This window comes from Terriglobus tenax (assembly GCF_025685395.1).
GTDB classification, from domain to species: domain Bacteria; phylum Acidobacteriota; class Terriglobia; order Terriglobales; family Acidobacteriaceae; genus Terriglobus; species Terriglobus tenax.
Genome location: NZ_JAGSYA010000004.1, coordinates 2234640 through 2258922, shown reverse-complemented (window position 1 = coordinate 2258922; position 24283 = coordinate 2234640). Strand labels below are relative to the sequence as shown.

At 61.0% G+C, this 24283-nt stretch carries 21 protein-coding genes; 12 read left to right on the top strand and 9 right to left on the bottom strand.

What is annotated here, in order from left to right:
• Positions 1 to 7: 7 nt before the first annotated feature.
• Together OHL13_RS14985 and OHL13_RS14980 are read right to left on the bottom strand one after the other, a co-directional pair.
• Positions 8 to 1687 (bottom strand): metallopeptidase TldD-related protein, encoded by a 1680-nt coding sequence (locus OHL13_RS14985; protein WP_263410932.1) that lies wholly within the window; start codon positions 1685 to 1687, stop codon positions 8 to 10.
• A complete protein-coding gene (locus OHL13_RS14980) occupies positions 1688 to 3385 on the bottom strand; it encodes a TldD/PmbA family protein (protein WP_399255857.1) in 1698 nt (565 codons plus the stop codon).
• Positions 3386 to 3493: 108 nt separating this feature from the next.
• Between OHL13_RS14980 and OHL13_RS14975 the strand changes: the two genes are divergently transcribed.
• Together OHL13_RS14975 and OHL13_RS14970 are read left to right on the top strand one after the other, a co-directional pair.
• Entirely contained in the window at positions 3494 to 4801 is a 1308-nt protein-coding gene (locus OHL13_RS14975) for a M48 family metalloprotease (RefSeq protein ID WP_263410930.1), read from the top strand.
• Between the two features lie 95 nt (positions 4802 to 4896).
• Positions 4897 to 5241: a histidine triad nucleotide-binding protein gene (locus OHL13_RS14970; protein WP_263410929.1), complete on the top strand. Its 345-nt coding sequence runs from the start codon at positions 4897 to 4899 to the stop codon at positions 5239 to 5241.
• A 6-nt stretch (positions 5242 to 5247) separates the two neighbouring features.
• Here OHL13_RS14970 and OHL13_RS14965 read toward each other — a convergent pair whose 3' ends face one another.
• A complete protein-coding gene (locus OHL13_RS14965) occupies positions 5248 to 6399 on the bottom strand; it encodes a GGDEF domain-containing protein (RefSeq protein ID WP_263410928.1) in 1152 nt (383 codons plus the stop codon).
• 202 nt (positions 6400 to 6601) lie between these two features.
• Complete coding sequence (locus OHL13_RS14960) at positions 6602 to 7579, bottom strand: GlxA family transcriptional regulator (protein ID WP_263410927.1); 978 nt, start codon at positions 7577 to 7579, stop codon at positions 6602 to 6604.
• A 116-nt stretch (positions 7580 to 7695) separates the two neighbouring features.
• Here OHL13_RS14960 and OHL13_RS14955 point away from each other — a divergent pair, with 116 nt between their 5' ends.
• From OHL13_RS14955 to OHL13_RS14935, 5 genes are all read left to right on the top strand, one after another.
• The gene (locus OHL13_RS14955; RefSeq protein WP_263410926.1) at positions 7696 to 7974 is read left to right on the top strand and encodes a DUF4242 domain-containing protein; all 279 of its coding nucleotides are present in this window, start codon (positions 7696 to 7698) and stop codon (positions 7972 to 7974) included.
• A 48-nt stretch (positions 7975 to 8022) separates the two neighbouring features.
• Complete coding sequence (locus tag OHL13_RS14950) at positions 8023 to 8421, top strand: ribosomal maturation YjgA family protein (RefSeq protein ID WP_263410925.1); 399 nt, start codon at positions 8023 to 8025, stop codon at positions 8419 to 8421.
• A gap of 73 nt (positions 8422 to 8494) precedes the next feature.
• A complete protein-coding gene (locus OHL13_RS14945; RefSeq protein ID WP_263410924.1) occupies positions 8495 to 11065 on the top strand; it encodes a DUF3536 domain-containing protein in 2571 nt (856 codons plus the stop codon).
• 186 nt (positions 11066 to 11251) lie between these two features.
• Positions 11252 to 12085, top strand: coding sequence for a 3-mercaptopyruvate sulfurtransferase (sseA, locus tag OHL13_RS14940; protein WP_263410923.1), 834 nt, complete (start codon positions 11252 to 11254; stop codon positions 12083 to 12085).
• Positions 12085 to 12564, top strand: a complete 480-nt coding sequence (locus tag OHL13_RS14935) for a cupin domain-containing protein (RefSeq protein WP_263410922.1) — start codon at positions 12085 to 12087, stop codon at positions 12562 to 12564. Before sseA ends, OHL13_RS14935 begins: the two co-directional genes overlap by 1 nt.
• Here the strand turns inward: OHL13_RS14935 and OHL13_RS14930 are convergent, their stop codons facing one another.
• From OHL13_RS14930 to OHL13_RS14910, 5 genes are all read right to left on the bottom strand, one after another.
• Complete coding sequence (locus OHL13_RS14930) at positions 12565 to 13971, bottom strand: hypothetical protein (RefSeq protein WP_263410921.1); 1407 nt, start codon at positions 13969 to 13971, stop codon at positions 12565 to 12567.
• Positions 13972 to 14147: 176 nt separating this feature from the next.
• Entirely contained in the window at positions 14148 to 15209 is a 1062-nt protein-coding gene (locus OHL13_RS14925; protein WP_263410920.1) for a SurA N-terminal domain-containing protein, read from the bottom strand.
• A gap of 20 nt (positions 15210 to 15229) precedes the next feature.
• Positions 15230 to 16204 (bottom strand): DsbA family protein, encoded by a 975-nt coding sequence (locus OHL13_RS14920; protein WP_263410919.1) that lies wholly within the window; start codon positions 16202 to 16204, stop codon positions 15230 to 15232.
• Positions 16107 to 16628 carry a VOC family protein gene (locus OHL13_RS14915; RefSeq protein WP_263410918.1) on the bottom strand — a complete coding sequence of 174 codons (522 nt, stop codon included), beginning with the start codon at positions 16626 to 16628 and terminating at the stop codon, positions 16107 to 16109. Before OHL13_RS14915 ends, OHL13_RS14920 begins: the two co-directional genes overlap by 98 nt.
• Before the next feature lie 39 nt (positions 16629 to 16667).
• The gene (locus tag OHL13_RS14910; protein ID WP_263410917.1) at positions 16668 to 17366 is read right to left on the bottom strand and encodes a hypothetical protein; all 699 of its coding nucleotides are present in this window, start codon (positions 17364 to 17366) and stop codon (positions 16668 to 16670) included.
• Between the two features lie 121 nt (positions 17367 to 17487).
• On the opposite strand from OHL13_RS14910, the gene OHL13_RS14905 reads away from it, so the two are divergent.
• From OHL13_RS14905 to OHL13_RS14885, 5 genes are all read left to right on the top strand, one after another.
• Positions 17488 to 17742 carry a hypothetical protein gene (locus OHL13_RS14905; protein WP_263410916.1) on the top strand — a complete coding sequence of 85 codons (255 nt, stop codon included), beginning with the start codon at positions 17488 to 17490 and terminating at the stop codon, positions 17740 to 17742.
• A complete protein-coding gene (locus OHL13_RS14900) occupies positions 17688 to 19160 on the top strand; it encodes a M48 family metalloprotease (protein WP_263410915.1) in 1473 nt (490 codons plus the stop codon). Before OHL13_RS14905 ends, OHL13_RS14900 begins: the two co-directional genes overlap by 55 nt.
• 72 nt (positions 19161 to 19232) lie before the next feature.
• The gene (locus OHL13_RS14895; RefSeq protein ID WP_263410914.1) at positions 19233 to 19979 is read left to right on the top strand and encodes a hypothetical protein; all 747 of its coding nucleotides are present in this window, start codon (positions 19233 to 19235) and stop codon (positions 19977 to 19979) included.
• Between the two features lie 247 nt (positions 19980 to 20226).
• A complete protein-coding gene (locus OHL13_RS14890; RefSeq protein WP_263410913.1) occupies positions 20227 to 21852 on the top strand; it encodes a hypothetical protein in 1626 nt (541 codons plus the stop codon).
• Between the two features lie 330 nt (positions 21853 to 22182).
• On the top strand, positions 22183 to 24279 hold the full coding sequence (locus OHL13_RS14885; protein ID WP_263410912.1) for a radical SAM protein: 2097 nt from the start codon (positions 22183 to 22185) through the stop codon (positions 24277 to 24279).
• Positions 24280 to 24283 lie beyond the last annotated feature (4 nt).

Here is a 24283-nt window from a genome sequence, read left to right as displayed (position 1 = left end):
TCTCAGCTTACTTCGGTGGAGCGTAGTAGGGCAGCTTCTGCTGTTCTGCCTGTGCGCGTTTTACGGCGATGTCGCCGAACAGCAGCGAGGGCGCAATGGTGGTTTGCGGCAGCGGAGAGAGCGAGTTCTGCACGAAGGGGTCGTCACCCGCCGCGGTAATATCGCTGCGCAGGCTGCGCTGGTCCAGTTCATCGAAGACCGCGCCACGCACCAGTTCCCGTTTGCCGTCCGGCGTTACGCGATAGAGCACACGGGGTACAAGGTCGCCACCCATCGTCTCCGCGATGTAGACGAAGGGACGGTTCTGCTCCTCCGCCAGGGCGACGATCTTCTTCTCCAGATCTTTAGCCGGAGTCGTCTTTGTCGGCGTGAAGATCATCACGCCGGAGTGCGACTCGGCGCGGCGGCCGATTGCGGCACGGCCGTGGCCGTTCGATTCCGGAAAATCTTTCACCGGCTCGCGGTTGACAAGGTAGTTCTGCAGAATGCCCTTGGACACCAGTTGTACCGGCTGTGCGGGCACGCCTTCGTCGTCCATGTCATAGGCTCCCACCAGGGAGGTTCCCTGGAAGGTCTTCATGGAAGGATCGTCCTTCACGTCAAAGAAATCCGGCAGAACGCGCTGCTTCCAGCTGGAGGAGAAGGCGCCCTGCGTGCGTGCCAGGGTGCCGGCGTCCGGCTTGTCTGCCTCCACGTGCGGAACGAAGAGGCGGTTCAGCACATCGGTTGCCGCATCGCCGCTGAACAGCACCGGGCCGTGATAATCCTCGGCCATGACAACGGGAGCCTTCTGCAGGTCGTGCAGGCTCAGCAGGTCGTCCACCACGCGCTGTTTGAAAGCTGCGGCGGAGTCAAGATCTTTTGCCAACGACGCCACGGGGCCGTTGTCGCGCGAGAGCCGCATGCCGTCCGGCGCCTGCGTGCCCACGCTTATTGCGGCGGAGCAGGCCGTGTATCCGTTGCGTACGGCGGTGCCGTCCGTGTTCACCAGGTAGCGGTTTACGGCCAGTCCGCGGACGCTGGAGTTGGAGTACTGAATCTGCTGCGCGAACTCCTTCACGCGTGCGTCGGTGGCGTATAGCCCGCTGGCTTCGGTGACGCGGCGTTTCCATTCGTCGCGATCGATGTCGAGCTTCACCAGAGGCTCAATCTTTGTCACCGGCTTTGCGGGCGAGAAGTCATCGGCGGTAGGCGGTGTTTCAAATCGCTTCAGGTCGGCCTGCTTGCGCGAGTAGGCATTCAACGCGGCCTTGTAGGCTTCATCGGTGGCGAACCAGAGCGCGTAGCGCAGCGCCTCAGGGTTCTCATCCATCGGTGCAATCTGCACCACGCCCTCGCCGCGCGCGCTGGAGTTGTCTGACTTGTAGCTGCCCACGCGAATCTGCACGCGTACATAGCGCTGGTGGTTTTCCGATTGGTTGGTCAACGCTCCAAAGCTGGCGTCGGCCTGGAACTCTGCTACGTCTTCCAGGCGGTACTCCATGAAGTAAGGCCGCAGCATGCCGGGAAGCATCAGCTTCTGCTGGCTGCGCTGCATCTCTTTCTGCATGGCCGTGAGCATGGGATCGGCCTGCTGCGCGTATGCGGAGGCAGAGCCGGCAACAACGCACACCGCCCACGTCAGCGATGCGAGGGTGGGGCACCCGGAATTAGAAAACATTTTGAAGAACATGGTGCGCATCGTCATTTACTTTGCCTCCTCGTCGAAGCCCGGAGGCGGAAGGATGGGTGGCCGCGCGGTGCCCTGCTGCTGGCGCTGTGTTTCAATCTCGCTGACCAGCATGGCCGGAGCGACGGCAGAGACGGGAACCGAGCCTGACTCCGCGCCGCACTCGCCGTTGAAGATCTCCTGGTGGTCACCGGTGGCGAGAATGCGGTTCAGAGCGGCCTGCGGGGTGCCAACGATGGAAACACCGCGTACCAGTTCGTCCGGGCGTCCGTCGACATACACGCGATAGACCACCAGTGGAATGACCTGGAAGGCCTGCGGAGAGCGGCGTGTGGTGACGGCGAAGCCGGAGGAGATGTCTTCAAAGAAGAGACCGTAAGGCTTGCCCTGTTTCTTGGCTTCGGCAATCAGCATCTGGCGCAGCTCGGCGTCCTTTACGGTCTTCGTGGAGGTGACGATCAGGTTGCCCTGTCGACCGGCAGGCATGCGGCCCGTCTGCGCGCGGCCGTGGCCGTTGCTGGTGGCGACCGAGGCAATCGGGAGCCGCGACATCAGGAAGGTCTTCAGCACACCTGCCTGAATCAGATCGACACGTTGCGCCGGCTGGCCTTCGTCATCGAAGTTGTAATGCCCGTTCAGCGGAACGCCATTCAACTGCGCAATGGTTGGGTCATCGGCAACGGAAAGGAAGCTGGGAAGGATGGGCTTGCCGAGCGACTTGGTAAAGGTCTGTCCTTCTTCATCGCCGCGCTGACGCTGGCCTTCCAGCCGGTGCCCGAGCACCTCGTGAAAGAAGACCGCGGAGGCGCGTCCCGAGAGAATGGCGGGTCCATTGAATGGCTGCGTGACAGGGGCTGTGCGCAGGGCCTCGAGGTTTTTCGCCAGGGCGGTCAGCTTCTCCAGCACAGCCTTCTGGTCAGGCAAATGCGCGAGCGAGTCGGCCTCAAAGGTCTCCACACGGAACAGGTCCATGCCGTCGTCGGCGCGGGCACGCGCGACCACCACAAGCCGTGCCGTGGTGTAGGGGTTTGCGATGCGCGTGCCTTCGCTGGAGGTGAAGTAGTCGGTCTCGCTTGATGCCGAGAGGGCGGCATAGTTGAAGAAGATGTTCCGGTAAGGTTTGAAGCCGGCAGAGATCTCGCGCAGGCGCGCCTTCCACGCTTCCATGTCGGCGGTGAGCGCGGGCGCCGCCTTTGCCTCGGCATCGGTGGACTTCTCCACGGAGAAGTCGGGCGATGCATCCTCCTCCTTGGCACGCACCTGTGTCTCGGTCTTCACCTTCAGGTAGCCGTCGAGGGCCTTGCCGTAGCCGCGGTTGGTGGCAAACCAGAGTGAGCGCGCAAGGGCTTCCTTGTCGTCGGTCAGCGGCAGGGTGATCGTCGTCAGAGCCGAGATGCGGTGCTCGCCGTGCGTATTGTCCAGCTCCGGTGTGCCAATGCGTACCTGTACATCGGCAATGCGGCGGTGGCCCTGTCCGGCGGTGACAATGGCGCCGTATTGCGCCACCAGGTTCAGCGAGGAGGCATCCGCGACTTCATACGAGATGAAGTACGGTGCGGGCTGCTGCTCGCCTTTGCCCAGTGAGTGCATGGCGCGGTCCAGCTCCGCATGCATGGTGTCCAGCAGAACGGAGGGCTGCGGTGCTGCAGCCAGGGCATAGGGAGGAGCGACCGCCGATGCGGTTGCCAGGAGCGTGCAAATTGACTTCAAGAGCATAGATGGCCGTGTGAAAAGCGAGTGTATCGGAATTCGCGGCCCGCCGCTTGCGCCGTGTTGGCCACGGTGCAACAATCGCAACACCCTGACGGACAGGCAAAACCCCTGATGACTCTTCGACGTCTGAGCTGGCTCTTTGTTGCGCTGTTCGCGCTTTCCCTTGTTCCTGCCCATGCGGCGACACCCACCGTCCTTGCCGCTGAGCAGGCTGCCCGCTCCGGCACCCTGCGCTATACCTTGCCGCCGGCCACGATGCAGAAGGCGATAGCGCTGCATCGCCAGGGCATCGTGTTGTACCTGCTGTCGCCTGCGCTGAGTCTTGCGATTCTGCTGCTTCTGCTGTCGACCGGCTACTTCCGCAGAGTTCGCGGCCTGGCTGCCGGGGTACGCACACGGTGGCTGCAGGGCGTGTTCTTCCTGGTGGGCATGCAGGTCAGCGTGTCCGTTCTCAAGCTGCCGCTGAGCCTGTATGGGCATCACCTGGGCCTGTATTACGGCCTCTCCGTACAGGGCTGGGCGAGCTGGTTTGCGGACTGGGCGAAGAGCCTGGGGCTGACCACGGCGCTCGTCGTCCTGGTAGGGCTGGGCGTGTACGCCCTGATCCGTCGTTTTCCGCGCACGTGGTGGCTGTGGCTGTGGGTTGCCATGCTGCCGTGCATCGTCTTCCTGGTCTTTGTCGCGCCGGTCTTTCTTGACCCCATCTTCAATGAGTTTGAGCCATTGCAAAACTCGAATCCCGCGCTTGTGGCCCAGCTTGAAAAAGTGGTGCAGCGCAGCGGTGTGGCGATTCCACCGGAGCGCATGTTCCTGATGAAGGCCAGCGCCAAGGTGACCGGTCTGAATGCGTATGTCACCGGCGTCGGTGCGTCCAAGCGCGTCGTCGTGTGGGATACCACCATTGCCCGCGCCACGCCGGACGAGATTGCATTCATCTTTGGCCATGAGACGGGCCACTACGTCATGCAGCACCTGTGGCTGGGCATGGCCGCCACGGCGCTGATCACGCTTCTGCTGCTGCCTGTGGGCGTATGGGCGGAGCGCGCCCTGCTGCGGCGCTATGGAGTGCGCTGGGGGATTGCTTCCGAAGCGGACTGGGGCTCTGCGCCGGTGCTGCTGCTGGTCACAGTCGTGCTTATGTTTCTTTCTGACCCGGCTGGCAACAGCATCAGCCGCCGGATGGAGCACAACGCGGATATCTATGGACAGGAGGTTGTGCATGGCATTGTTGCCGACCCGCAGCAGGTGGGTGTGCATAGCTTCCAGGTACTGGGGGAGACGTCGCTCGATGATCCGCGGCCGCATCCGTTGGAGGAGTTCTGGATCGACGGTCACCCGCCTATCTGGTTCCGCACCAACTTTGCCGCGGTGTACGACCCGTGGAAGCCCGGAGAAACGCCGCAGTATTTCAAGAAATAGTTGGATGATGGGATGGTCCCTGGGGGGAGAGTGCAAGGTTATCGGCCGCCTCCACGCGCTCAAACATTCAAGCAGGAACCATCTACAATCCCTCCATGGCATCCGATTGCATCTTTTGCAAGATCGCCGCAGGCGAGATTCCTGCGAAGAAGGCCTACGAGGACGAACACCTCTTCGCTTTCCACGATATTGACCCAAAGGCTCCCACGCACGTCCTCGTGATTCCCAGGCAGCACATCGCTTCACTGGCGCATGCCAGTGACAAGGACGCCGCAACGCTTTCGCAGCTGCTGAATGCCGTGCCGGCTATCGCCGCGCAGTTAGGGCTTACGAACGGTTTCCGCACCGTCATCAACACCGGCGCCGACGGCGGCCAAACGGTCAGCCATCTGCACCTGCACATCCTGGGCGGACGCGCCATGCACTGGCCTCCGGGCTAATTTGTTTCAGCTCATTACGTATACAAAGTTGCCGCCTACACGTTTGGCGGTATAGAGCGCGCGGTCGCACTCCATCAGCAGCATCTCGGCGCTGATGTGCGATTGTTCCAGCGTGGCAACGCCAAAGCTGGCTTTCATGGCGACGCTCTGGTGGCCCATCGTCAGGGTCTTCATCTCAATGGCGGCGCGCAGACGTTCGGCGATCTCGTGGGCGCCGTTGCGCGGGCAGTTGGGCAGCAGGATCACGAACTCGTCGCCGCCAACCCTGGCCACAGTGTCAGAGTCTCGCAGGGTGACCCGCAGGCACTGCGTTACAGACACCAGGGCACGGTCGCCGGCGCGGTGGCCGAGCGTGTCGTTGATCGTCTTGAAGTTGTCCAGGTCCATCATGATCATGGAGAGCGGCTGGCCGGTCTGCCGGCAGCGCTGGACAGCACTCTCCAGAGCGGTCTCCAGCGAGCGGCGGTTCATCACGCCAGTCAACGGATCGGTCATCGCCTGTACCTGCATGTCGCTGCGCAGGGAGGTGGCGATGAGCCAGAGATAGGCCAGGTCAATCGCCACAAAGATCGTGGTGTTCAGCATGACGGTCGTGGTCTGGATATCGTCGGCCTGCAGGTAGGGTTGCGTGGTGCCCCACAGCAGCGTGAGAAGGGGCCGCAGCAGGTTCAGCGCAGCTGAGAAGAGCAGTACCGAAGCCAGGCTGAGCACGGGGCTGCGCAGGCGCGAATGCCGTCCATGCAACACAGCCATGGCCGCAATGACGAATTGCAGACCGGTTGCAAGGCCAATGCCCGCCAGCCGCAGGCGGATATCCGGAACAATCAGCGTGAAGGTTGTGCACAGCGTCAGGGACAACGCCACGGCTATGCATTGTGCCCACCAGGTCCATCGGCGGGCGCCGGTAAATGCCGTCAGGCTGCGATGCAGCATGGCATAACCAAGGCTGTAGAGCAGGTTGGCCAGTACCACGGCAACCCATACCGGCAGATACGCACGGCTTGCGATCAGAACCCCGCCGACAAGGTAGCCAACATTGCTGGCGGCAAACCACAGCAGGCCACGGGTTCCGCGGTGTCCTCGCAGGTTCACCAGGACCAGCAACGTGCAGAAAGCGAGCAGGCACGTCCGTTCCAGCAACAGTGTCCGCATGTCCATTCCGCCAGCTTTCTCCTTTGCCGTTAAAAATGCTTAAGCCTCTCCCGCTGAGCAGCGGAACGCAAGAGCAGCAAGGCAATGCGAAGAGGGGAGGGCTTCCGCAATCCTCTCATCTGACCGGCAGGAAAGGCCACTAAAATTCCGAAAGATTATGGGCATCCGCCCCGTGGAGGGAGCTATAGGTGGTTGTTTTCCGTACGCTTCACGACGCAATCGCCAACCGCTTACGGTAAGCCGCAGGCGAGCAGCCGGCATAGCGATGAAAGACGGTGCGGAAGAAGGACGGGTCGCCGTAGCCCACGGCGTGGCCGACCTCTTCCATCGTCAGAGAAGGGTTCTCCAGCAGACGTTTGGCGGCGGAGACGCGCAGCTTCTGCTGGTACTCCAGCGGAGAGTCGCCGGTAGCCAGTTTGAAGCGGCGGGCGAAGTTTCGCTCGCTCATGCCGGCGTGACGTGCGGCTTCCATGGCAGACCCGCGATGGAAGTTCGCGTGCATCCATTCCTGCGCGCGATGCACACTGGCGTCCGTGTGCTCCAGCTTCAGCGGAGCGATGGCGAAGCCCGCCTGCCAGGCGCGCGTGGTTTCAATCAGCATGGCGCGTGCGCTTTGCAGGGCAATTTCATGTCCGCAGAAACGCTCCACCAGGTACAGGCTCAGGTCCAGCGAGGCGTGTACGCCTCCACCGCAGAACAGGTTGTCGTCCTCGGTGACCATGCATTCCGGCGTCCAGCGCACCTGCGGGTACAGCTCGCGGAATCTGGCGGCGAGTCCCCAGTGCGTGGTGGCACGCTTGCCGTCCAGCATGCCGGTGGCTGCCAGCAGTCCCGTGCCGGAGCAGACAGCGGCAATGGCCGTACCGCGCTGCCGCCATGCGTGCAGCCAGGGCACAACATCGCGGTTCCGCTCGGCCACATCCTCCAGCGCCAGGCCGGTGGAGGGGATCAGGATCAGGTCGGAGTTTGTAATGTCGTGGATTGATGCGTTGGGGTGAATCTGCAGGGCTCCATCGCATTCCACGGGGCCGCCGTCGAGCGATGCGGTGGTGACGCGGAACAGCGTCTCTGCCGGTTGGCCATGGCAGATGTTCCACAGACTGCCGCTGTGGCGAAAGACCTCCATCGGCCCAATGGCCGTGGAAGCAAACATGCCTTGCGGGAAGTAAAGGGTGATATCAATCATTGGCTGTTTCACCGTGCTACTTTGGCCCGTTTGCCTCTTCCTATGCCGTGCTCGGTTTCCTTAGGATTGGGTTCGATCAGGAAACACCAACGCAGTAAGAATCAGGAGCAGCAACGATGAAGCGCTATGTCATTGAACGTGAAATTCCCGGTGTCGGTTCCATGAATGAAGGTCAGCTCTGCAACGCGTCGGCACAATCGAATGCGGCGCTGGCACAGCTTGGTCCGGACATTCAATGGGTACACTCCTATGTTGCCGCTGACAAGACCTTTTGTATCTATCTGGCAAAGGATGAAGCGGTGATTCGTCGCCATGCGGAGCTGAGCGGATTTCCCGCGACGAAGATCACGGAAATTACCACCATCATTGACCCCACAACGGCCACGCCGAAATAACGGTCAGCCCCCATCCCAAATGGGGGTCTGCGGTAGAGTAGCCACACGATGCAACGTGTGACCGCATGCCTGCTGTTGTTGCTGCTCACCATTCCGGTGGGCCTTGCCGTGCGGTATGCGCCGCTGCATCTGCCGTGGTTCTGGAGCAAGTATCTGGGCTCCGCTTTTTGGGCGGTGGCGCTGTACTGGTTTGTGGCGATGCTGCTGCCGCGGCTGCGTCCTGTTGCCCTGGCGTGCATTGCAGGCATTGCCGCAACGCTGGTGGAGCTGTCGCGGCTGGTGCCGGAGCCGCATGTGGATGCCTTCCGGCTGACGCTGGCGGGCAAGCTGCTGTTGGGACGTTATTTCTCCATCAAAAACATCGTTGTATATCTGCTTGCGATTGCACTTACGGCTGCGGCTGACTCTGCCTGGTGTTTTGGCGCATCCAATCGTCAGGCAAACTAGTAAAAACGGTGCCGTACGCCCGCGCCACGACTTGCACGTCCACCCCGAGATGTAACCGCAGGAACCGGAGAGCATGGCCAAAATCAAGAAAACAGTTACCCCCCCCGAGACCGTTGTGACCCCTGTCTCGCCTTCGCCCGAGGAGCACCAGCGCTACGTCTGCGTGCATGGGCACTTTTATCAGCCACCGCGGGAGAACCCATGGCTGGAGACGGTGGAGGTGCAGGAGTCCGCACACCCGTACCACGACTGGAATGAGCGCATTACGGCCGAGTGCTACTCCACCAACGGAGCCTCGCGCATTGTGAACTCCGCCAACCAGATCGTGCGCATCACCAACAATTATTCGCGCATGAGCTTCAACTTCGGTCCAACGCTGCTGAGCTGGCTGGCCGATTTTGCGCCGCTTACCTATCGCACGATTCTGGATGCGGACCGTATCTCGGCAGATCGCTTCAGCGGCCACGGTTCGGCCATGGCGCAGGTCTACAACCACATCATCATGCCGCTGGCGAACGATCGCGACTGCCTGACGCAGATCCGCTGGGGCAAGACCGACTTCCGCTTCCGTTTTGGCCGCGACCCGGAGGGCATGTGGCTGGCGGAAACCGCCGCCAACCGTCGCGTGCTGGACATGCTGGCGCAGGAGGGCATCAAGTTCACGGTGCTGGCTCCGGCGCAGTGCGCGCGCGTCCGCGTCATGACCAGGGAGGGCGATCCCGAAGCAGAGTGGTTCGATACGAAGGACGCGAAGGTCGATCCGACACGGCCGTATCTGGTGAAGCTCGACGAAGGCCGCACCATCACGGTCTTCTTCTACGATGGGCCTGTCTCTCGCGCGGTGGCGTTTGAGGGACTGCTGAACTCCGGCGAGACCTTTGCCAACCGCGTGGTTGGTTCGCTGCCGCAGCTCGGCGAGGACGATCGCCGTCCGCAACTGGCGCATATTGCCACCGACGGTGAAAGCTACGGACATCACCACCGCCATGGCGAGATGGCGCTGACCTATGCCTTTCACTACATCGAGCAGCAGGGCCTGGCGAAGCTGACCAACTACGGGGAGTTCCTGGAGAAGTTTCCGCCGACGTGGGAAGCGGAGATCTTCGACAACACCTCCTGGAGCTGCGCGCATGGGGTGGAGCGCTGGCGCTCCAACTGCGGCTGCAACACCGGCCGCGCCGGCTGGAACCAGGAGTGGCGCGCTCCGCTGCGCGATGCGCTGGACTACGTACGCGACAACGTGAACCCGCTTGCAGAGGAGTACGCGAAGCCGTACCTGAAAGACCTGTGGGCGGCGCGCGATGCGTATGTTCACGTTGTGTTGAACCGCAGTCCGGAGAACATCCACGCCTTCTTCCACGAGCACGCCACGCGGGAGCTGACCGCCGAAGAACGCATCCGCATGATTGAACTGCTGGAACTGCAGCGCCACACGCAGCTGATGTATACCAGCTGCGGCTGGTTCTTCGATGAGATCTCCGGCATTGAGACGGTGCAGATCATCGCCTACGCAGGCCGCGTGCTGCAGCTTGCCTACCAGCTCTTCGGGGAGAAGGGGAAGGCGCTGGAAGGCAACTTCCTCGAGATCCTGAAGCTGGCCAAATCGAACATCGCGGAGATGGGCGACGGTGCGCAGGTCTACCGCCGCTGGGTGCTGGGCATGCGTGTCGGGCTGGAACAGGTGGGAGCGCACTATGCGATTTCGTCCATCTTCCGCAGCTATCCGGAAGAAGGTTCCATCTTCTGCTACGACATTCGCCGGCAGCAGTACCGTATCTTCTCCTCAGGCCGCGGTAAGGTGGCGGTGGGCACGGCCAACGTGCGTTCCCGTGTGACCGGCGAGTGCGAGACGGTGGCTTTCGCCGTGCTGCACCTGGGCGGAGACCAGAACCTCTCCGCCGCCGTGCGTGCGTTCGCGCCGGACGAGCAGCCTGAGTTCGATGCCTTTACCACGGCTGTCTCCGGGGCGATGGCGCAGGCCAACCTGCCGGATGTCATCCGCAACATCGATTCGTTCTTTGATAACGACCGTTCGTTGACCAGCTACTCGCTGCGTTCGCTGTTCTCGGATGAACAGCACCGCATCCTGCAGTCGATTCTGACGACGACGTTGTCTGAGGTGGAAGAGAGCCTGCGCCGCATCTACCAGGACCACGCCTCGCTGCTGCACTTCATCCGGCAGAGCAACATGCCCACGCCGCCCGCTCTGGCGTTGACGGCAAACTTCGCCCTCAATGCTGCCATCCGCAACGCCGTGGAGGCGGAGCCGTTCAATTCGGCGATCCTGTCAGCCCTGCTGGAACAGGCGCTGACCGACGAGATTCAACTGGACTCGCAGGTGATTGGCTACTCCGCCGGCAAACGGATGCATGCGGCTATGGAACAACTGCGCGACACGCTGATCTCAGAGGCACCTTCGCTGGAGATATTGCAGCTTGTCACCACCATGGCCGAGTGCTTCCGTCAGCTTCCCTTCGAGGTACGTTTCTGGGATAGCCAGAATGTGTGGAACTACCTTCTGGACCAGGTACGAAACGATCCGCGCCTGACAGAGGCATGGCAGGAGGGTTACGGGCGCCTGGGAGTTGCCCTGGGCATCGCCGTCGACGAACTGGTGGTGGAAGAGGGCGTCGGCAAGCCTTAGGCAGAATCGTCGAATGTCAGAAACCCTTGTCTCACCACTCCGCGCGATGCGATTCGGTGGAGAGGACAAAGTGCTGCTGTGACAAGAAAAGCCCGCTCAAGGGAGTTTTTGAATACAAGCCCTGGGCGGGCACCGGAAGAGAAATCATCGATCCACCCCCTTGTTGCATCTAAGATGGGAATCGCTATGAGCCTTCTGATTACGCCGCAGCAGTTGAACTCGCGCCTGAAAGATCCCGGCACCATCGTGCTGGATGCAACGCTTCCGCCGGTCGGTGTGACACCGCCGGTCGACACGCACGCGCGCTACCTGGCCAAGCACATTCCGGGTGCGGCTTTCTTTGACATTGACGAGATCTCAGACCACACCACTACGCTGCCGCACATGCTGCCCAACGAGCGGGAGTTTGCCAAGTATGTCTCGTTCCTCGGCGCCGGCTCGGATATGACCATCGTGGTCTATGAGCAGGAAGGCGTCTTCTCCGCGCCGCGTGCGTGGTGGATGCTGAAGACCTTCGGAGCGGAGGATGTTGTCATCCTCGATGGTGGCCTGAAGGCGTGGGAGGAGGCCGGTTACGCGACCCACTCCGGTTACGTCACCTGCAAGCCCGCAAAGTTTACGCCGCGTTTTGACGCCGGCGCCGTGGTCGGTTTTGATGAGCTGCAGCAGGCCATTGCCGCGGGAGAGACGATCCTGGACGCACGCTCGAAGGGCCGCTTTGACGGTACCGCGCCGGAGCCGCGCCCCATCTCCTCCGGCCACATGCCGGGCGCGACCAACATCCCCTTCCTTGAGCTGACGGAGAATGGCCGCTTCAAGTCCAAGGACGCGTTGAAGGACCTGTTTGAGTCTAAGGGTGTCGACAAGAAGAAGCCCGTCATCACCAGCTGCGGCTCCGGCGTGACGGCGGCGGTGCTTGCCTTCGGGCTGGAGCTGATCGGCGCCAAGCATGTGGCCCTTTATGACGGCTCGTGGTGCGAGTACGCGCAGCACCCCGAGGCGAAAATCGAGAAGCTGTAATGACCGCCGAGGAACTGGTTACGAATCTGAAGCTGGAGCGCCATCCCGAAGGCGGGTGGTTCCGGCAGACCTACGCGGCAGCCGCGAAGGTGGCCACACCGCACGGCCAGCGTGCCGCCTCCACGGCCATCTACTTCCTGCTCAGCGGCAATGAGTTCTCGGCGCTGCATCGCATCCAGTCCGACGAGGTGTGGCACTTCTACGCCGGCGACACGCTGGTGGTCAGTGTGATTCACCCGGACGGACGCCACGAAGACCTGTACCTGGGCCAGAGCCTGCCTGCCGGAGAAATGCTGCAGGGCTGGGTTCCTGCCGGGTGCTGGTTCGGAGCACGGCTGAAGTGGCCCGGAACCTATGCGCTGGTCGGGTGCACGGTAGCTCCGGGCTTTGATTTCGCGGACTTCGAGATGGGCAGCCGGGAGGCTCTGCTACGGGCTTTTCCGCAGCATACGGAGCTGATCCAGCGGCTGACGCGATAGCTAGAGCAGACTGAAGAGCGTCGACCGCAGAAGCTTGCCCTCCCAATACTGCGTGTGCGCGGCGATCGGGATCCAGGCCGAGGGGTCCTGGATGTTCTGCACGGTCACGGGGCCGCGATCGTAGTAAGACAGCGAGCCGCTGATGATGTCCATCTTCGACCACAGGTTGATCCACGGAAAGATGCGGTTGCTGTAGTCCACGATCATGGGCTGCATGGCCGCGGCGATCTTTTCCCGTACCCAGGCATCGGGCCTCCTGGCCTGGTTGCGGAACAGGAACGCTGTCTTGTTCAGTGGCGATCCAAAGGTGATCAGGCCACGTGTCCGGTTCAGCACATCCTGCTGGTTGGCAGGGTCCAGCACGTCCAGGTTCATGGCGGAGTTCAGCGTGTCGTACGCGACCACTGAGCCAAGCGAGTGCCCGACGAACAGTACGTTGGGATAGTAGGGAACCACGCTCGGCGGCTGCGCGGTAAAGCCATAGATGGTCTTCGCAACATCGATTCCGGTCTTGCGGATCTGGTTTCGAATCTCGTTGAACTTGCTCACCTTGTAGGGCGAGATGTAGGCGGCCACATCTCCGGCATACTGCACGATAAGATTCTTCAGCCAGGCGGCGACTCCCGCGCCACCCAGTAGAAACGCGAGTTGCGCGAACCCTTTGCCGGATTTTGGCAGCATAGGCTGCAGCCAGGCCCAGAACTGATGCGGACGCAGCGGTGGAAAGCCGCTGAGTGGCAAACTCTTGATCCAGCCTGCCGCGGCCGCCAGGGCCACGGTGATGAACAGGCAGACAATGCCGAGCAGGAAGAGGATCAAAAGGAGCCAGAGCCATGTCCACGGAGTTGCTTTCAGGTTGACGCGGTCGCCAAACATCCAGCGCTGAAAGGTGCGGCGAAAACCAAAGCGGGTGGCCATGAGGCCGCCGAGGCCGGCTTCGGTAAGAAAGGTGATGGTCTCCCAGAAGCTGATGCGGCCCTCGGTCAGGGGAGCCCAGTAGGCCTCATAGACATGCACCTCATGCACGGTGTTGGCCGCCGCATCCAGCCAGCGGAACTCGGCGCGGGCAAGGGTTTCTTCCTCCTGCCGGAACAGGCGCACCTGGATATTTGTCGTGTTGTGACCGCTGGTTTCGGCTTCCTGTTGCAGGCACTGGGCAACGCTGCTGATGGTTTCATAGCGTACCTGCTGGCCCATGCCGTGGCAGACCAGGATGGCCGAAAGCTTCAGCTCCGGCTGGTCCTCCGGCTTCTCTTTACCCTGGGGCTGCAGGGACTGGAACAGGTGCGTGTCAGGTTGCGGGGGGCTTGGCCAGGGAAGAATGGGAACGCCTTTGTCGAGCTCCCCGGGAGCCATTTCCTCTTCGGTGCGAGCCCCGTAACGAATGAAGTCCTGTCCTGCCTTCATGGAAGCCTCCAGTCAGAATGCTGCCGCCCGGGCATAGGAAGGAATGCGATCGCGCAACGGGCGACCGTCGGAAGCCGGAGTGGCAAGGTAGGCGAACTGTAGCAAAAGAAAATGCGCCCCGCACCTGGAAAAAAGGGCGGAGCGCAATTTGTTTCCCTGCCGCGTTGCGGCTGCAGTTACTTGGCTTCGTTCTTGAAGACCGTTTCGGCGAAGTAGTTTTTGACCTTCGCTTCGTCGCGCAGCATTTCAAAATAGGCGTTTTTCAGCAACTGCGAGCGGCCGTCCTTCAACTGCTGACGGATGGCCTGCTGCACAGCGGGGTCGTTCAGGCTGCGCTGGCCGGCGGGTTCGCGCGATACCAGCTTGAAGATGGCGTAGCCGACGGCGCGCTTCGAACCCGGGCCTTCCGGCACCGGAATGACGGCCGTCACCTGGCCTGGCTTCAGCTTGGAGATGGAGTTGAACAGCTCCGTGTCCGAACGCAGCTGCGACTCGGAGAAGAAGCCCATGTCGCCGCCATTGGGCGCCGTCTGCGGGCTTTCAGAGAAGTTCATGGCCAGTGTGCCGAAGTCTTCGCCGGAGTCCAGGCGGTTCTTCAGCGCCTGGATCTTCTTCTGCGCCTCGCCGTCGTTATTCGCCTTGCTGGCCTGCAGGTTTGAGATCTGCTGAGGCTGCTGGGCCGGCTGCGAGGTCACGATGATCTGCGCAAGGTGGTACTGCGTCTCGATCAGGTTGTACTCGTTCTTGTGCTGGTTGTAGTAGCTGGAGACGTCGCCATCGGTGACATTGATGCGCGAGTTGATCTCCTTATTCAGCAGCTTTTCGGTTGTCAGGGAGCGGCGCACATCACGCTTCAGGTCGTCCAGCGTCAGGCCGGAGTCCTTCAGGTGCTGGTTGAACTGCTCCTCGGTGACCGGGGCTTTCATCTCCGCCACCTTCGCGTCCACCTCTTCATTGGTGGCGGTCAGGTTCATCTTGGCGGCGCGCTGCTGCAGAATCTCCTCGTCGATAAGGCTGCGAAGCACGTTCAGGCGCATGGAGTCGGCCTGTTCCTGCGATGGCGTCTGCTGCTGATCGCCGAGCTGGCCCTTGTAATACTTCTCCAGGTCCGACTTGGCAATCGGTTTGCCATTCACGGTGGCCACCACATCGGCAGCGGGCTGGCGATTGCAGCCAGCCACGGTCAGCGACAACAAAAGCAGCCCGGTAAGCGTATGTTGCTTGGTAAGTCCTGGCACGTTGACCTTTAATCTCCAGCTTAGTTGCCGGCCGGCTTCTGGGCGGCGGGCGGTTCGACGTACGGTGGCGGCGGCTGAACACCCGCGGCCAACAGAGCGCCATCGATCATTTTATAGACATACTTGAGCGGAAGCGCACCTGCAAGCCGCTCTCCGTTAATGAATAGTTGTGGCGTTGCGTCCACACCCAGGGCGTCAGCCTCTTTAACGGAGGCGGTAATGGCGGAGCTATCCTGTCCGGCGATGCAGGCATTCAACTTACCCAGGTCGGCTTTCTGCTTTACCGCTTCGTCGCGCGTCCACTTGTCCAGCAGGTCGGTGGCGGGCTTCAGGGCTTCCTCGGGCTTGATGTCCTTGTCGATGGTGGGCTTGACCGGCGGTACATCCGCATAACGGGCGTGAATGTTGTCCACCAGTGCCCAGTAAGCGGGCGCGGACTGCGCTGCCAGGCAGTTGGCGTCTACTGCGGCGTGGACGGCCCAGGGATGCTGGCCCAGCGGGAAGTCCTTGTACACCACATGAACCTTGTCGCCGTAGCGCTCCAGCAGGGCGGGGAACAACTGCTCATGCATGCGGGCGCAGAAGGGGCACTGCAGGTCGTCGTAGATGACGATATGCACCGGGGCGGTTGCCGGGCCGCCGCGCGAGGGGCGGTTGCCGTCGTTGACGATCGCGCTGGGGTCCTGCGGAACGTCCATGCGCGTCAGCTGCGCCAGGGTCTTTCCGTCGGTGGAAAGCAGAAAATCAGCGCTCTTGGCGGCGGCAGCGGACGGATCTCCTTCCAGGTTGGTGAAGGTCACCGTCAGGGAGTCGAAACCCGGAGTATCCGACTTCTTCCGCTCACCCACCGTCACGTCGTAATAGGCAGGTACGTTGAACTTGTTGCGGAGGAGCACCTCAACGCGGCGCGACTCCGCCGGCGAGAGCTTCTGCCCATGGCACCCCAGGGCGCCGGCAAGCAGGACGAGACTGGAAACGAGATGAAGACGGTTCATAGAAAACACTGAGTATCAGTGTATGGGACGCACGGCGGATGCGTCCGGCGAGCTTATCGCAGCCGGGTCGGCCATCCATGCGTACCAGGTGTTCATCCGGGTCCGACAGCGCAAACTCGTACATGCCCCACGGCTTGTCCTCCGGCGCTCCCGTGGGTCCAAGAATCTCATCCGGAAAGCGTGTGGCGTATTCGTCGACATCGGGCGTGTAGAGATAGAGTCCGAAGGGACTCTGGTGCGGCACCAGCCAGCCTTCCACGGCCTGGGTCAGGTGGAGATGGCCGCCTTTGCCGTCGGCCAGGATGCGGTAGCCCGGATACGGCTGGCCCGGTTGATGAAACCCCAGCCGCGCGTAGAAAGCCTCTGAAGCATCCAGGTTGTTGCAGGGCAGGATCGTGGTCAGTGTGTGTGCCGGGTTCTCCATCTCTCTGACTCCTCGCTACAGCAACGATTGTGAACCATCTTACGAAGAGAGGTGTTGTCTGGAGAACGCATCCTCAGCCTGTTTCCGGATAGCGCGAAGAGCGAACCAGCGGATGAGGTAGGTTCCGGGCATGACGAGGGCCCAGTATGTGCGGAAATGGGCGCGGGAAGCCTCGTCGTTGGAAGTAACCCGGGTCTCCGTGACCACCCTTGCGCCATGTTGCGCTGGCTGGACGCGAAGCGTCCAGGCAATCTTCACAAAGCCCGGTTGCTGGAAGCCGGCAAATGACTCCGCTGGCAGCGCACGGAAGACAGGATTGGCCTCCCAGGGCTGGGTTACCGCACCGAAGATGATCTCCTCTCCCGGTTTCTCAGATAAAACACCCCAACCCCATGCCCGTGCCTGTTCCACCAGAGAAAGCATGGATTGTGGCGAAGGCTCGGCGCTCAACGCCAGCTCCCGGGTGCGAAAAACGGCCCGGACAGCAGGGATCTGGCGCAGCCGCAGAAAGCAGGCCGCGCGGAATACGATTTCGGGGGGAGCCGCAACCTCAAGACTCAGCCGCTCGCGCACATCCCAGGCAGGGAACAGGGTATCCAGAGAGTCTGTTGCTTCGTTAGGAAGATCAGGGTGTCCGTAGTGGGTCCATGTCCATGCAGCCAGACCGGCATACGCTAAACCCGCGACGGCGACTCCTCCGCCGATGCCCAAAGCCGCCAGCTTGAACAAGCGCTTCATGAAGAAGATTCTCCGCGAAGGCGCTTGAGAAGTCGGTGATGCGCCTCACACGATGAAAACCTGCGGACAACCCAGCAAGGACACGCTACACTCCTCGCACAGACGCACATTGAGGAGTCGTATGAAGTTTCTGAGCTACTCGCTTCTTGTCCTGCTTGCCTTGTACGGTCTCATCTTTGCCATTGGAGATGTGGCGTTGCTGCACCATGCCGCTCCGCTGTGGGTTGGCATTCTGTTTGCCGTCTTCATGGTGCTGGTGCAGTACCTTATCTCGCCCTGGCTGCTGCAACGTGTGCTCAATATTGACTGGAGCCGGAGGCCATGCCCGCTGCCCAGCGCGATTTCCTCGAAACCCTGTGCCGGGAGCGTGGGCTGAAGCTGCCGCGCCTTGGTGTGATTTACAGCGGAACGCCGAACGCCTTTGCCTTCGGCCATCACCGCGGGCGTGCATCCATCGTCGTGACTGAAGGCCTGCTGCAGATGCTGACCACGGAAGAGGCCAATGCCGTGTTGGCGCACGAGATGGGCCACGTGGAACACAACGACTTTATCGTGATGACGCTGGCTGCTGTCGCGCCGATGATCCTTTACCAGATTTACGCCTGGACTGATCGGATTGAAAACACCCGCGTGATTGCCTGGTGTGCGTACGCCGCCTACTGGGTGGGTCAGTTTCTGGTGCTGCAGATCAACCGCCTGCGCGAATATTATGCCGACCATTACTCGGCCTGCGTTACCAAAGCTCCGGCACAGCTTGCTTCGGCGCTGGTCAAGATCGCCTATGGGATGGTGAAGGCCGACGGCGAATACCGGCAGTCCAGGCAGAAGGGCTATTCGGGTGACAAGTCCTATGCCAAGGCGCAACATCACCTGGGCCGCCGCATGGGGCTGATGGGAATTTCGAGTGCCCAGCCGGGAGGCGCCTTCGGCCTGATGCAGGCTGCTGACCCGCAGCTTGCATCGGCGATTATGGAGTGGGACCTTTCAAGTCCCTGGGCGCGCGTCTACCAGATCAACTCGACCCATCCGCTGACTGCGATGCGCATCCGCGCGCTGAACCAGTATTCGGAGCAAAACCACCTCGGCTCCGAGTACCCCATGCCGCTGGGAAAGGCGGTCCGCTGGTCCGGTTTTCCTGTGGAGTTCTTCTTCTGGGCAACGCCTGTGGTCTGCGGAGCACTGGCGATCTGGGGATCGCTTCGTACGACGATTTTTTCTCTGTTTCATATCCACCAGCCAAGAGCACTGGGTGCCCTGTTGTTGATTGCCTGTGGCACCACCTGGATGGGGCGCATTGCCTTCCGCTATCGCGGGAGCTTTGCAGACCGCAAGATCGGCGACCTGTTGGGAGATCTGGGAGTCAACGAGATGCGTCCGCGAGCCGTACGTATCCAGGGCGAGATCATCGGTCGCGGCATTCCGGGCAGCTTCTGGAGCCCAGACCTCGTCGTTCGCGATGAGACCGGCTTCCTGTTCATGCTCAACCGGCAGTCCATCCCCTTTGCCCGATTTCTTTTTGGTATCAAGGACGCGGACCTGCTGATCGGCGAACAGGTCACGCTTGAAGGCTGGTACCGGCGTGGACTGGCTCCGTATATCGAGATGTCGTCGCTGCGGGCGGAGATCACACCTGCCGCGAACGAGAGTGGCAGTGTCTTCGGGAAGGAATCGATCGCGGCCTCGGCAAAACGGGTGTCGTATCTGCGACGGTCCTATTCACGCTGGATCCAGTTGTTATTGGCCGCGGCGGCCACGGGAGCAGGTATTGTGGGCTATCTTGGACTGGCTGCTTGAGAAAGTTAGGAAGGCAGCTCTCTCACCGATAGAATCTGCATCACACTCCACAGGGATCCTTTGCCCATCTAAATGCTTACCTTCCGTCGCCTGTTGCGCCTTGCAGTTGTTATCACCGTCGCCTCCGCCTGCTTGTGCCGTGCGGAAGAGCCTGCTGCATCGCTGCCGGATTCTCCGGGCCAGTCGCAGACGAACCTGAATCAGCCGCAGCCCGCGGCTACGGGGGCTGCGATCTATGGTCCGCCGCGGCAGGCGCCCTTCGCAAACGCCAACATTCTTCCGAATGAGACGCCGGTGCCGTTCTCCGAGGGACAGAAGCCACTCTTTGCTCTGCTCCAGGTCGCGGACCCGGAGAACCTGCCTTCGGCGCTGGCCTCGGCTGCCTGGTCGCACCTGATCAACTCGTCGCCGCACTACGGCACCAATTCAACCGCTTTTGCGCAGAGATTCGGCGCTTCAGTGGCCAACAACGCTTCGCAAACGCTGCTGACGGCGGGGCTCTTCTCCCCTATCTTTCATGACGATCCCCGCTATTTTGTGATGGGCCGGGGGCACAGTATTCCCAGGCGGGCCATCTACGCGGCCACGCGCGTTCTTTTCACGCGTTCGAATGATGGCCGCCAGGTCATCAATCTGCCACTGATCTGCGGTTATATGGGAGCGGCGGCGATGAACAATCTTTACTTCCCGGACAAAGATCGCGGTGTGAAGAACACCTTCCAGAACTATCCCACCTCCCTGGTGGGCGCGGCCGTGGGGTTTGAGACGCACGAGTTTATCAACGACGCGATGCGGCTGTTCCACCGCCATAAGAAGTAGGCCTTCGCCGATCGATTTCAGCCCTGATTGTTGAGTGTTCTGAAATTTCTTCAGGCTATCTGTTGTGATTATCAAAATTTCGCTACACTTCCAGTCAATTCAACAAGACCTCGGAATGTAGCTGGGAGCGATCACATATCGCTTCATACGCATTCCCCTGCGAGAACGGTGGAATGCGGAGACCTACTCCCCCCTCGCGGTGTGACCTGGGATTCCGCCACAACCGAGCACGCGGAGAGATAGAGCTATGGCACTTCAAGCAGCAGTCGGACCCCTACTGACCTATGTGGTCAAACCCCTTGCAATTTCGCAGGCTAAAAAACTGGTCGATGAGTTCTTCGACCCCGCTACGGCGAAAGTCCTGAAGAAGATGATGGGCGAGGAAGCGAACCTTGCAGCCACGCTGGAAGACATCAGCGCATCGCTGGAACAGGTGAAGGCACTCGTCAAAGAGACCTCCTGGATGGCGGCCTGGGGCAACACCCATACGCAGCTTTCCAAGCTGGGATCTCTGCTGGCCGAGCACGAGTATCAGCGTGACAAGTTCCTGGAAGCGCAGAAGAAGCTGGCCGGAAAAGAGAACTCGCGGGCGATCCAGACCGAGTTCGAAGAAGCGATAGCGGCGTATTACACCTCCTGCATCAAGAGCCTGGGCGCATCCGGATTGGCCGCAAAGAGCCGCAACCTGGTGTCCGAACTGGTTACACCCCTGCCGCAGGCGAAGAACAAGTCGCTGCTGGAGTATTCGGCCGAACTGTTGAACCGCGAGCATACGGAGGTCTTCACCTATGCAAATGCGATCGACAACATCCTGGAGTATCCGTTCAAGTATCTGATCAATGCGATCTCAGCCTTCGACGAGGCCAGGCAGTTCCAGCAGGCAGCGAAAGAGGTTGAGTACGAGGGCAAGCCGAAGTTCACGCTCGACAATGCCTTCAAGCTCGAGTCGCCCGAAGGGAAGAAGCTGCTGAAAAAGTACAAGGACATTGTGGGCGATGCACACGAGATGAAGGCGCGCCTGGAAGAGCTGGCCAAGTCCAAGGACGCGGTGGGTGTGCGGTCGCTGCGCTGGCCGCTGGCGCAGCGTGCCGACTATGACTGCTACCTGACCGCATGCGTCGATGGCACACCTCACAGCGCATCGAACGCCATTGAAGAAAGAAAGGTTCCCGCCGGCAATGGAGTCCCCATCGGCTCCTACGAACTCGGCATCACGGAGAATCGTCTGCGTCACGGCTTCCCGCAGGTCTTCGCTTTCCGGGCGGCGAAGGGCTCCACGCGCTTCCAGATTGAAGAGATCAACGACAAGCACGAGCTTATAGGTGGTACATCGGGCCTGGTGGACTCAGCTTTCTCCAAGCTCAGCAAACTGGGGAGCCGGACCGAAGTCTCTTACGAGCTTGAGGATGACGCGAACCGTGCACGACTGGTGGGGAAGCGGATCTCCAAGTTCAACTGGCTCGATCTGTATCCGCCGAGCCTGCTTACCGGGGGAGGCGTGATTCGCACCGTCCGCACCTTCGTGTTCACGCATGACCGCGACAGCCAGAGCTGGAAGATCGAGAAGGAGAGCGAGAACGGAAAGACCTATATCCTGCTGCGCCATGTAGCGTCTGGCAAGTTCCTGGGCGCGATGCGTCTGAACCGCGTGTATCTCACCATGGACAAGACCCAGAGCCGCTGGGAGCTTGTGATGACGGAGAAGGGCGAGGCGGTCGAAGGTGGGAATCCGGCAGACAAGCTCGGCTTCATCCTGAGAAGCGCCCACGACGAGCGTCACGCGCTGAATTGCGATTTTTCCCGGGTCGATGCGGAGTCCGGCATCAAGGACACGGCGAAGGGGCAGCGCCTGCAGTTGTTTACCTGGAGCTAAACGGAGCGGCCGCGGAGGAATCCGCGGCCCTCTTTCCGGCTGGGACGGGGTTCCCATTCAGCCCCCCTGATCCCCATTCGCTGCACAAAATTCGCCGTTCGGGGCAGAAACCTGTTCTTACGGTTCCACAGCCCGTAGCCTGACTGTGCTGTAAACCGTTCTTCGATCAGGCCTTTCGGCCGGGAATGGAACCAGCTGACGCACTCGCGCTGCGGTGCCCGTTGCGTCTAGAGTTAAAGGATTCGCGTCAACCTGGGTGCAACACCCCATTGTGATGCAGCGATTTTGAGCCGTACAAGACCACACCGACCCAATCCGAGAGGGAACGAAATGGCAAAAGCCACCAAACTGGCAGAGAAAACAATCACCATCGCCGCCAAAGGCGCATGGGCGATCTTCGATAAGCTGAACAGCTTCAGCCCCAACGCATCCTTCACCCCCAAGTGGAGCGACAAGCCGCTGCTGAAGAGCTACCAGAAGGAGAAGCCCCCTCTCGGCTGGCCGCGCACCACTGATTCGCTCTGCCCGAAGTGCGTTCCTGAGATTCGCCAGCAGATCCTGGACGGCAAGCTGCCGCACGAAATCCTTCTGAATGAGAAGGTTGGCGAGATCAAGGCACAGATTATCGAGCGCGATGGCAAGATCCTGATGGTGAAGGATTGTCCGAAGCACGGTCACTTTGAAGACGTCATGTCCATTGACCCGGCCATGATGAAGCACCTTGAAGACGTCTTCCCGGGCCGCGACATCCGCGCCCACAATGACGAGAAGCTGCACAATCACGGCACCTCGACCGTGACGCACGGCCGCGGATCGGTTCTGACCATCGATCTGACCAACCGTTGCAACATGATGTGCGACCCCTGCTTCATGGACGCCAACCAGGTGGGCTTCGTTCACGAACTGACGTGGGACGAGATCAAGACCATGCTGGACAACGCGATCACCATCAAGCCGCGCCGCCAGATGTCGGTCCAGTTCTCCGGTGGTGAGCCGACGCTGTCGCCGTACTTCCTGGACGCTGTCGCCTATGCCCGCAAGGTTGGTTACAACTCCGTGCAGGCCGCGACCAACGGTATCGAGTTCGCCAAGAGCAAGGAATTCGCCAAGGCCGCCGCGGAAGCCGGTCTGCGTTACGCTTACCTGCAGTTTGACGGTATCGGCAACGCGCCGAACTCGCACCGCAAGGTCGGCAACGCGTTCGACGTAAAGCTCCAGGCCATTCACAACCTGCATGAGGCGGGCGTGGACATCGTCCCCGTAACCTGCATCATCAACGGCATCAACAACGAGCAGGTTGGCCGTATCATCGAGTTCGCTCTCGATAACCCGAAGAAGATCAACTTCCTGTCGTTCCAGCCCGTGTCCTTCACCGGCCGTGACGAAGAGGTTTCGGACGAGCGCCGCCATGCACAGCGCTACACCCTGTCGCACCTGGCGCACGACATCCGCAACCAGACCGGTCTGGGTGAGAGCACCCGCGACTGGTTCCCGATCAGCTTCATGTCGACCTTCTCGGACTGGGCCGACCTGGTGCACGGACCGGACCACGAGTGGGGCCAGCTCTCCTGCGGCTGCCACCCGAACTGCGGTATCGGTATGGCGCTGATGATCGACAAGGAAACGAAGGAAGCCGTTCCGGTCACCTCGTTCCTGGATGCGGTTCAGCTGGCCAAGGACGTTGCGAAGGTGAACGACGCCGCCCGCGGCAAGTTCCTGTCCATCGTTGGCGTGTCGCTGGCTCTGCTGCGCAACTACGATCCCACCAAGGCTCCTACCCACTTCAAGATCCTTGACCTGCTGCAGAAGTTCGACAAGTGCTTCGGCGCCACCGGCCGCAACTACGGCAAGGTGACCGGCGACCGCACCATGGCCGACATCGAGAAGCGCCGCGCCGACCGCTGGAACTTCCTGTTCATCGCCGGTATGTGGTTCCAGGACCTGTTCAACTACGACTTCCGCCGCACCGAGCAGTGCATCATCCCGTACGCCACGCAGGAAGGCGAGATCAGCTTCTGCGCGTACAACACGGGCATCGGCTGGCGCAACATCATCGAGAAGATGCACATGACGTCGACCCTCACCAAGTGGTACGAGGAGCACGGCCGTCACGAGATCTTCGCCGGTGGTAAGAAGGTTGGCCTGGAGCGTCAGGACAAGTACGACCTGGTCCTGAACCAGGCGCACGTTGACTCGGCTGCCAACGATACCTTCGAGAAGTCCGGTATCGCCAAGAACGCCCGCGAAGAGAAGATCCGCGCCCGCGACGCCAAGCTGAAGCAGGACGCTGTGAATGCTCAGATGGCCAAGCTGTACCGCAAGGAAATTCTCAAGGAGCAGGAGCAGCCCGGCTTCATCTCGCTCGGCGAGATCAAGGCCGCTGCTCCGGTCAAGGTCAACGATGAAGAAACTGTTGCCGGGGACTAACTGT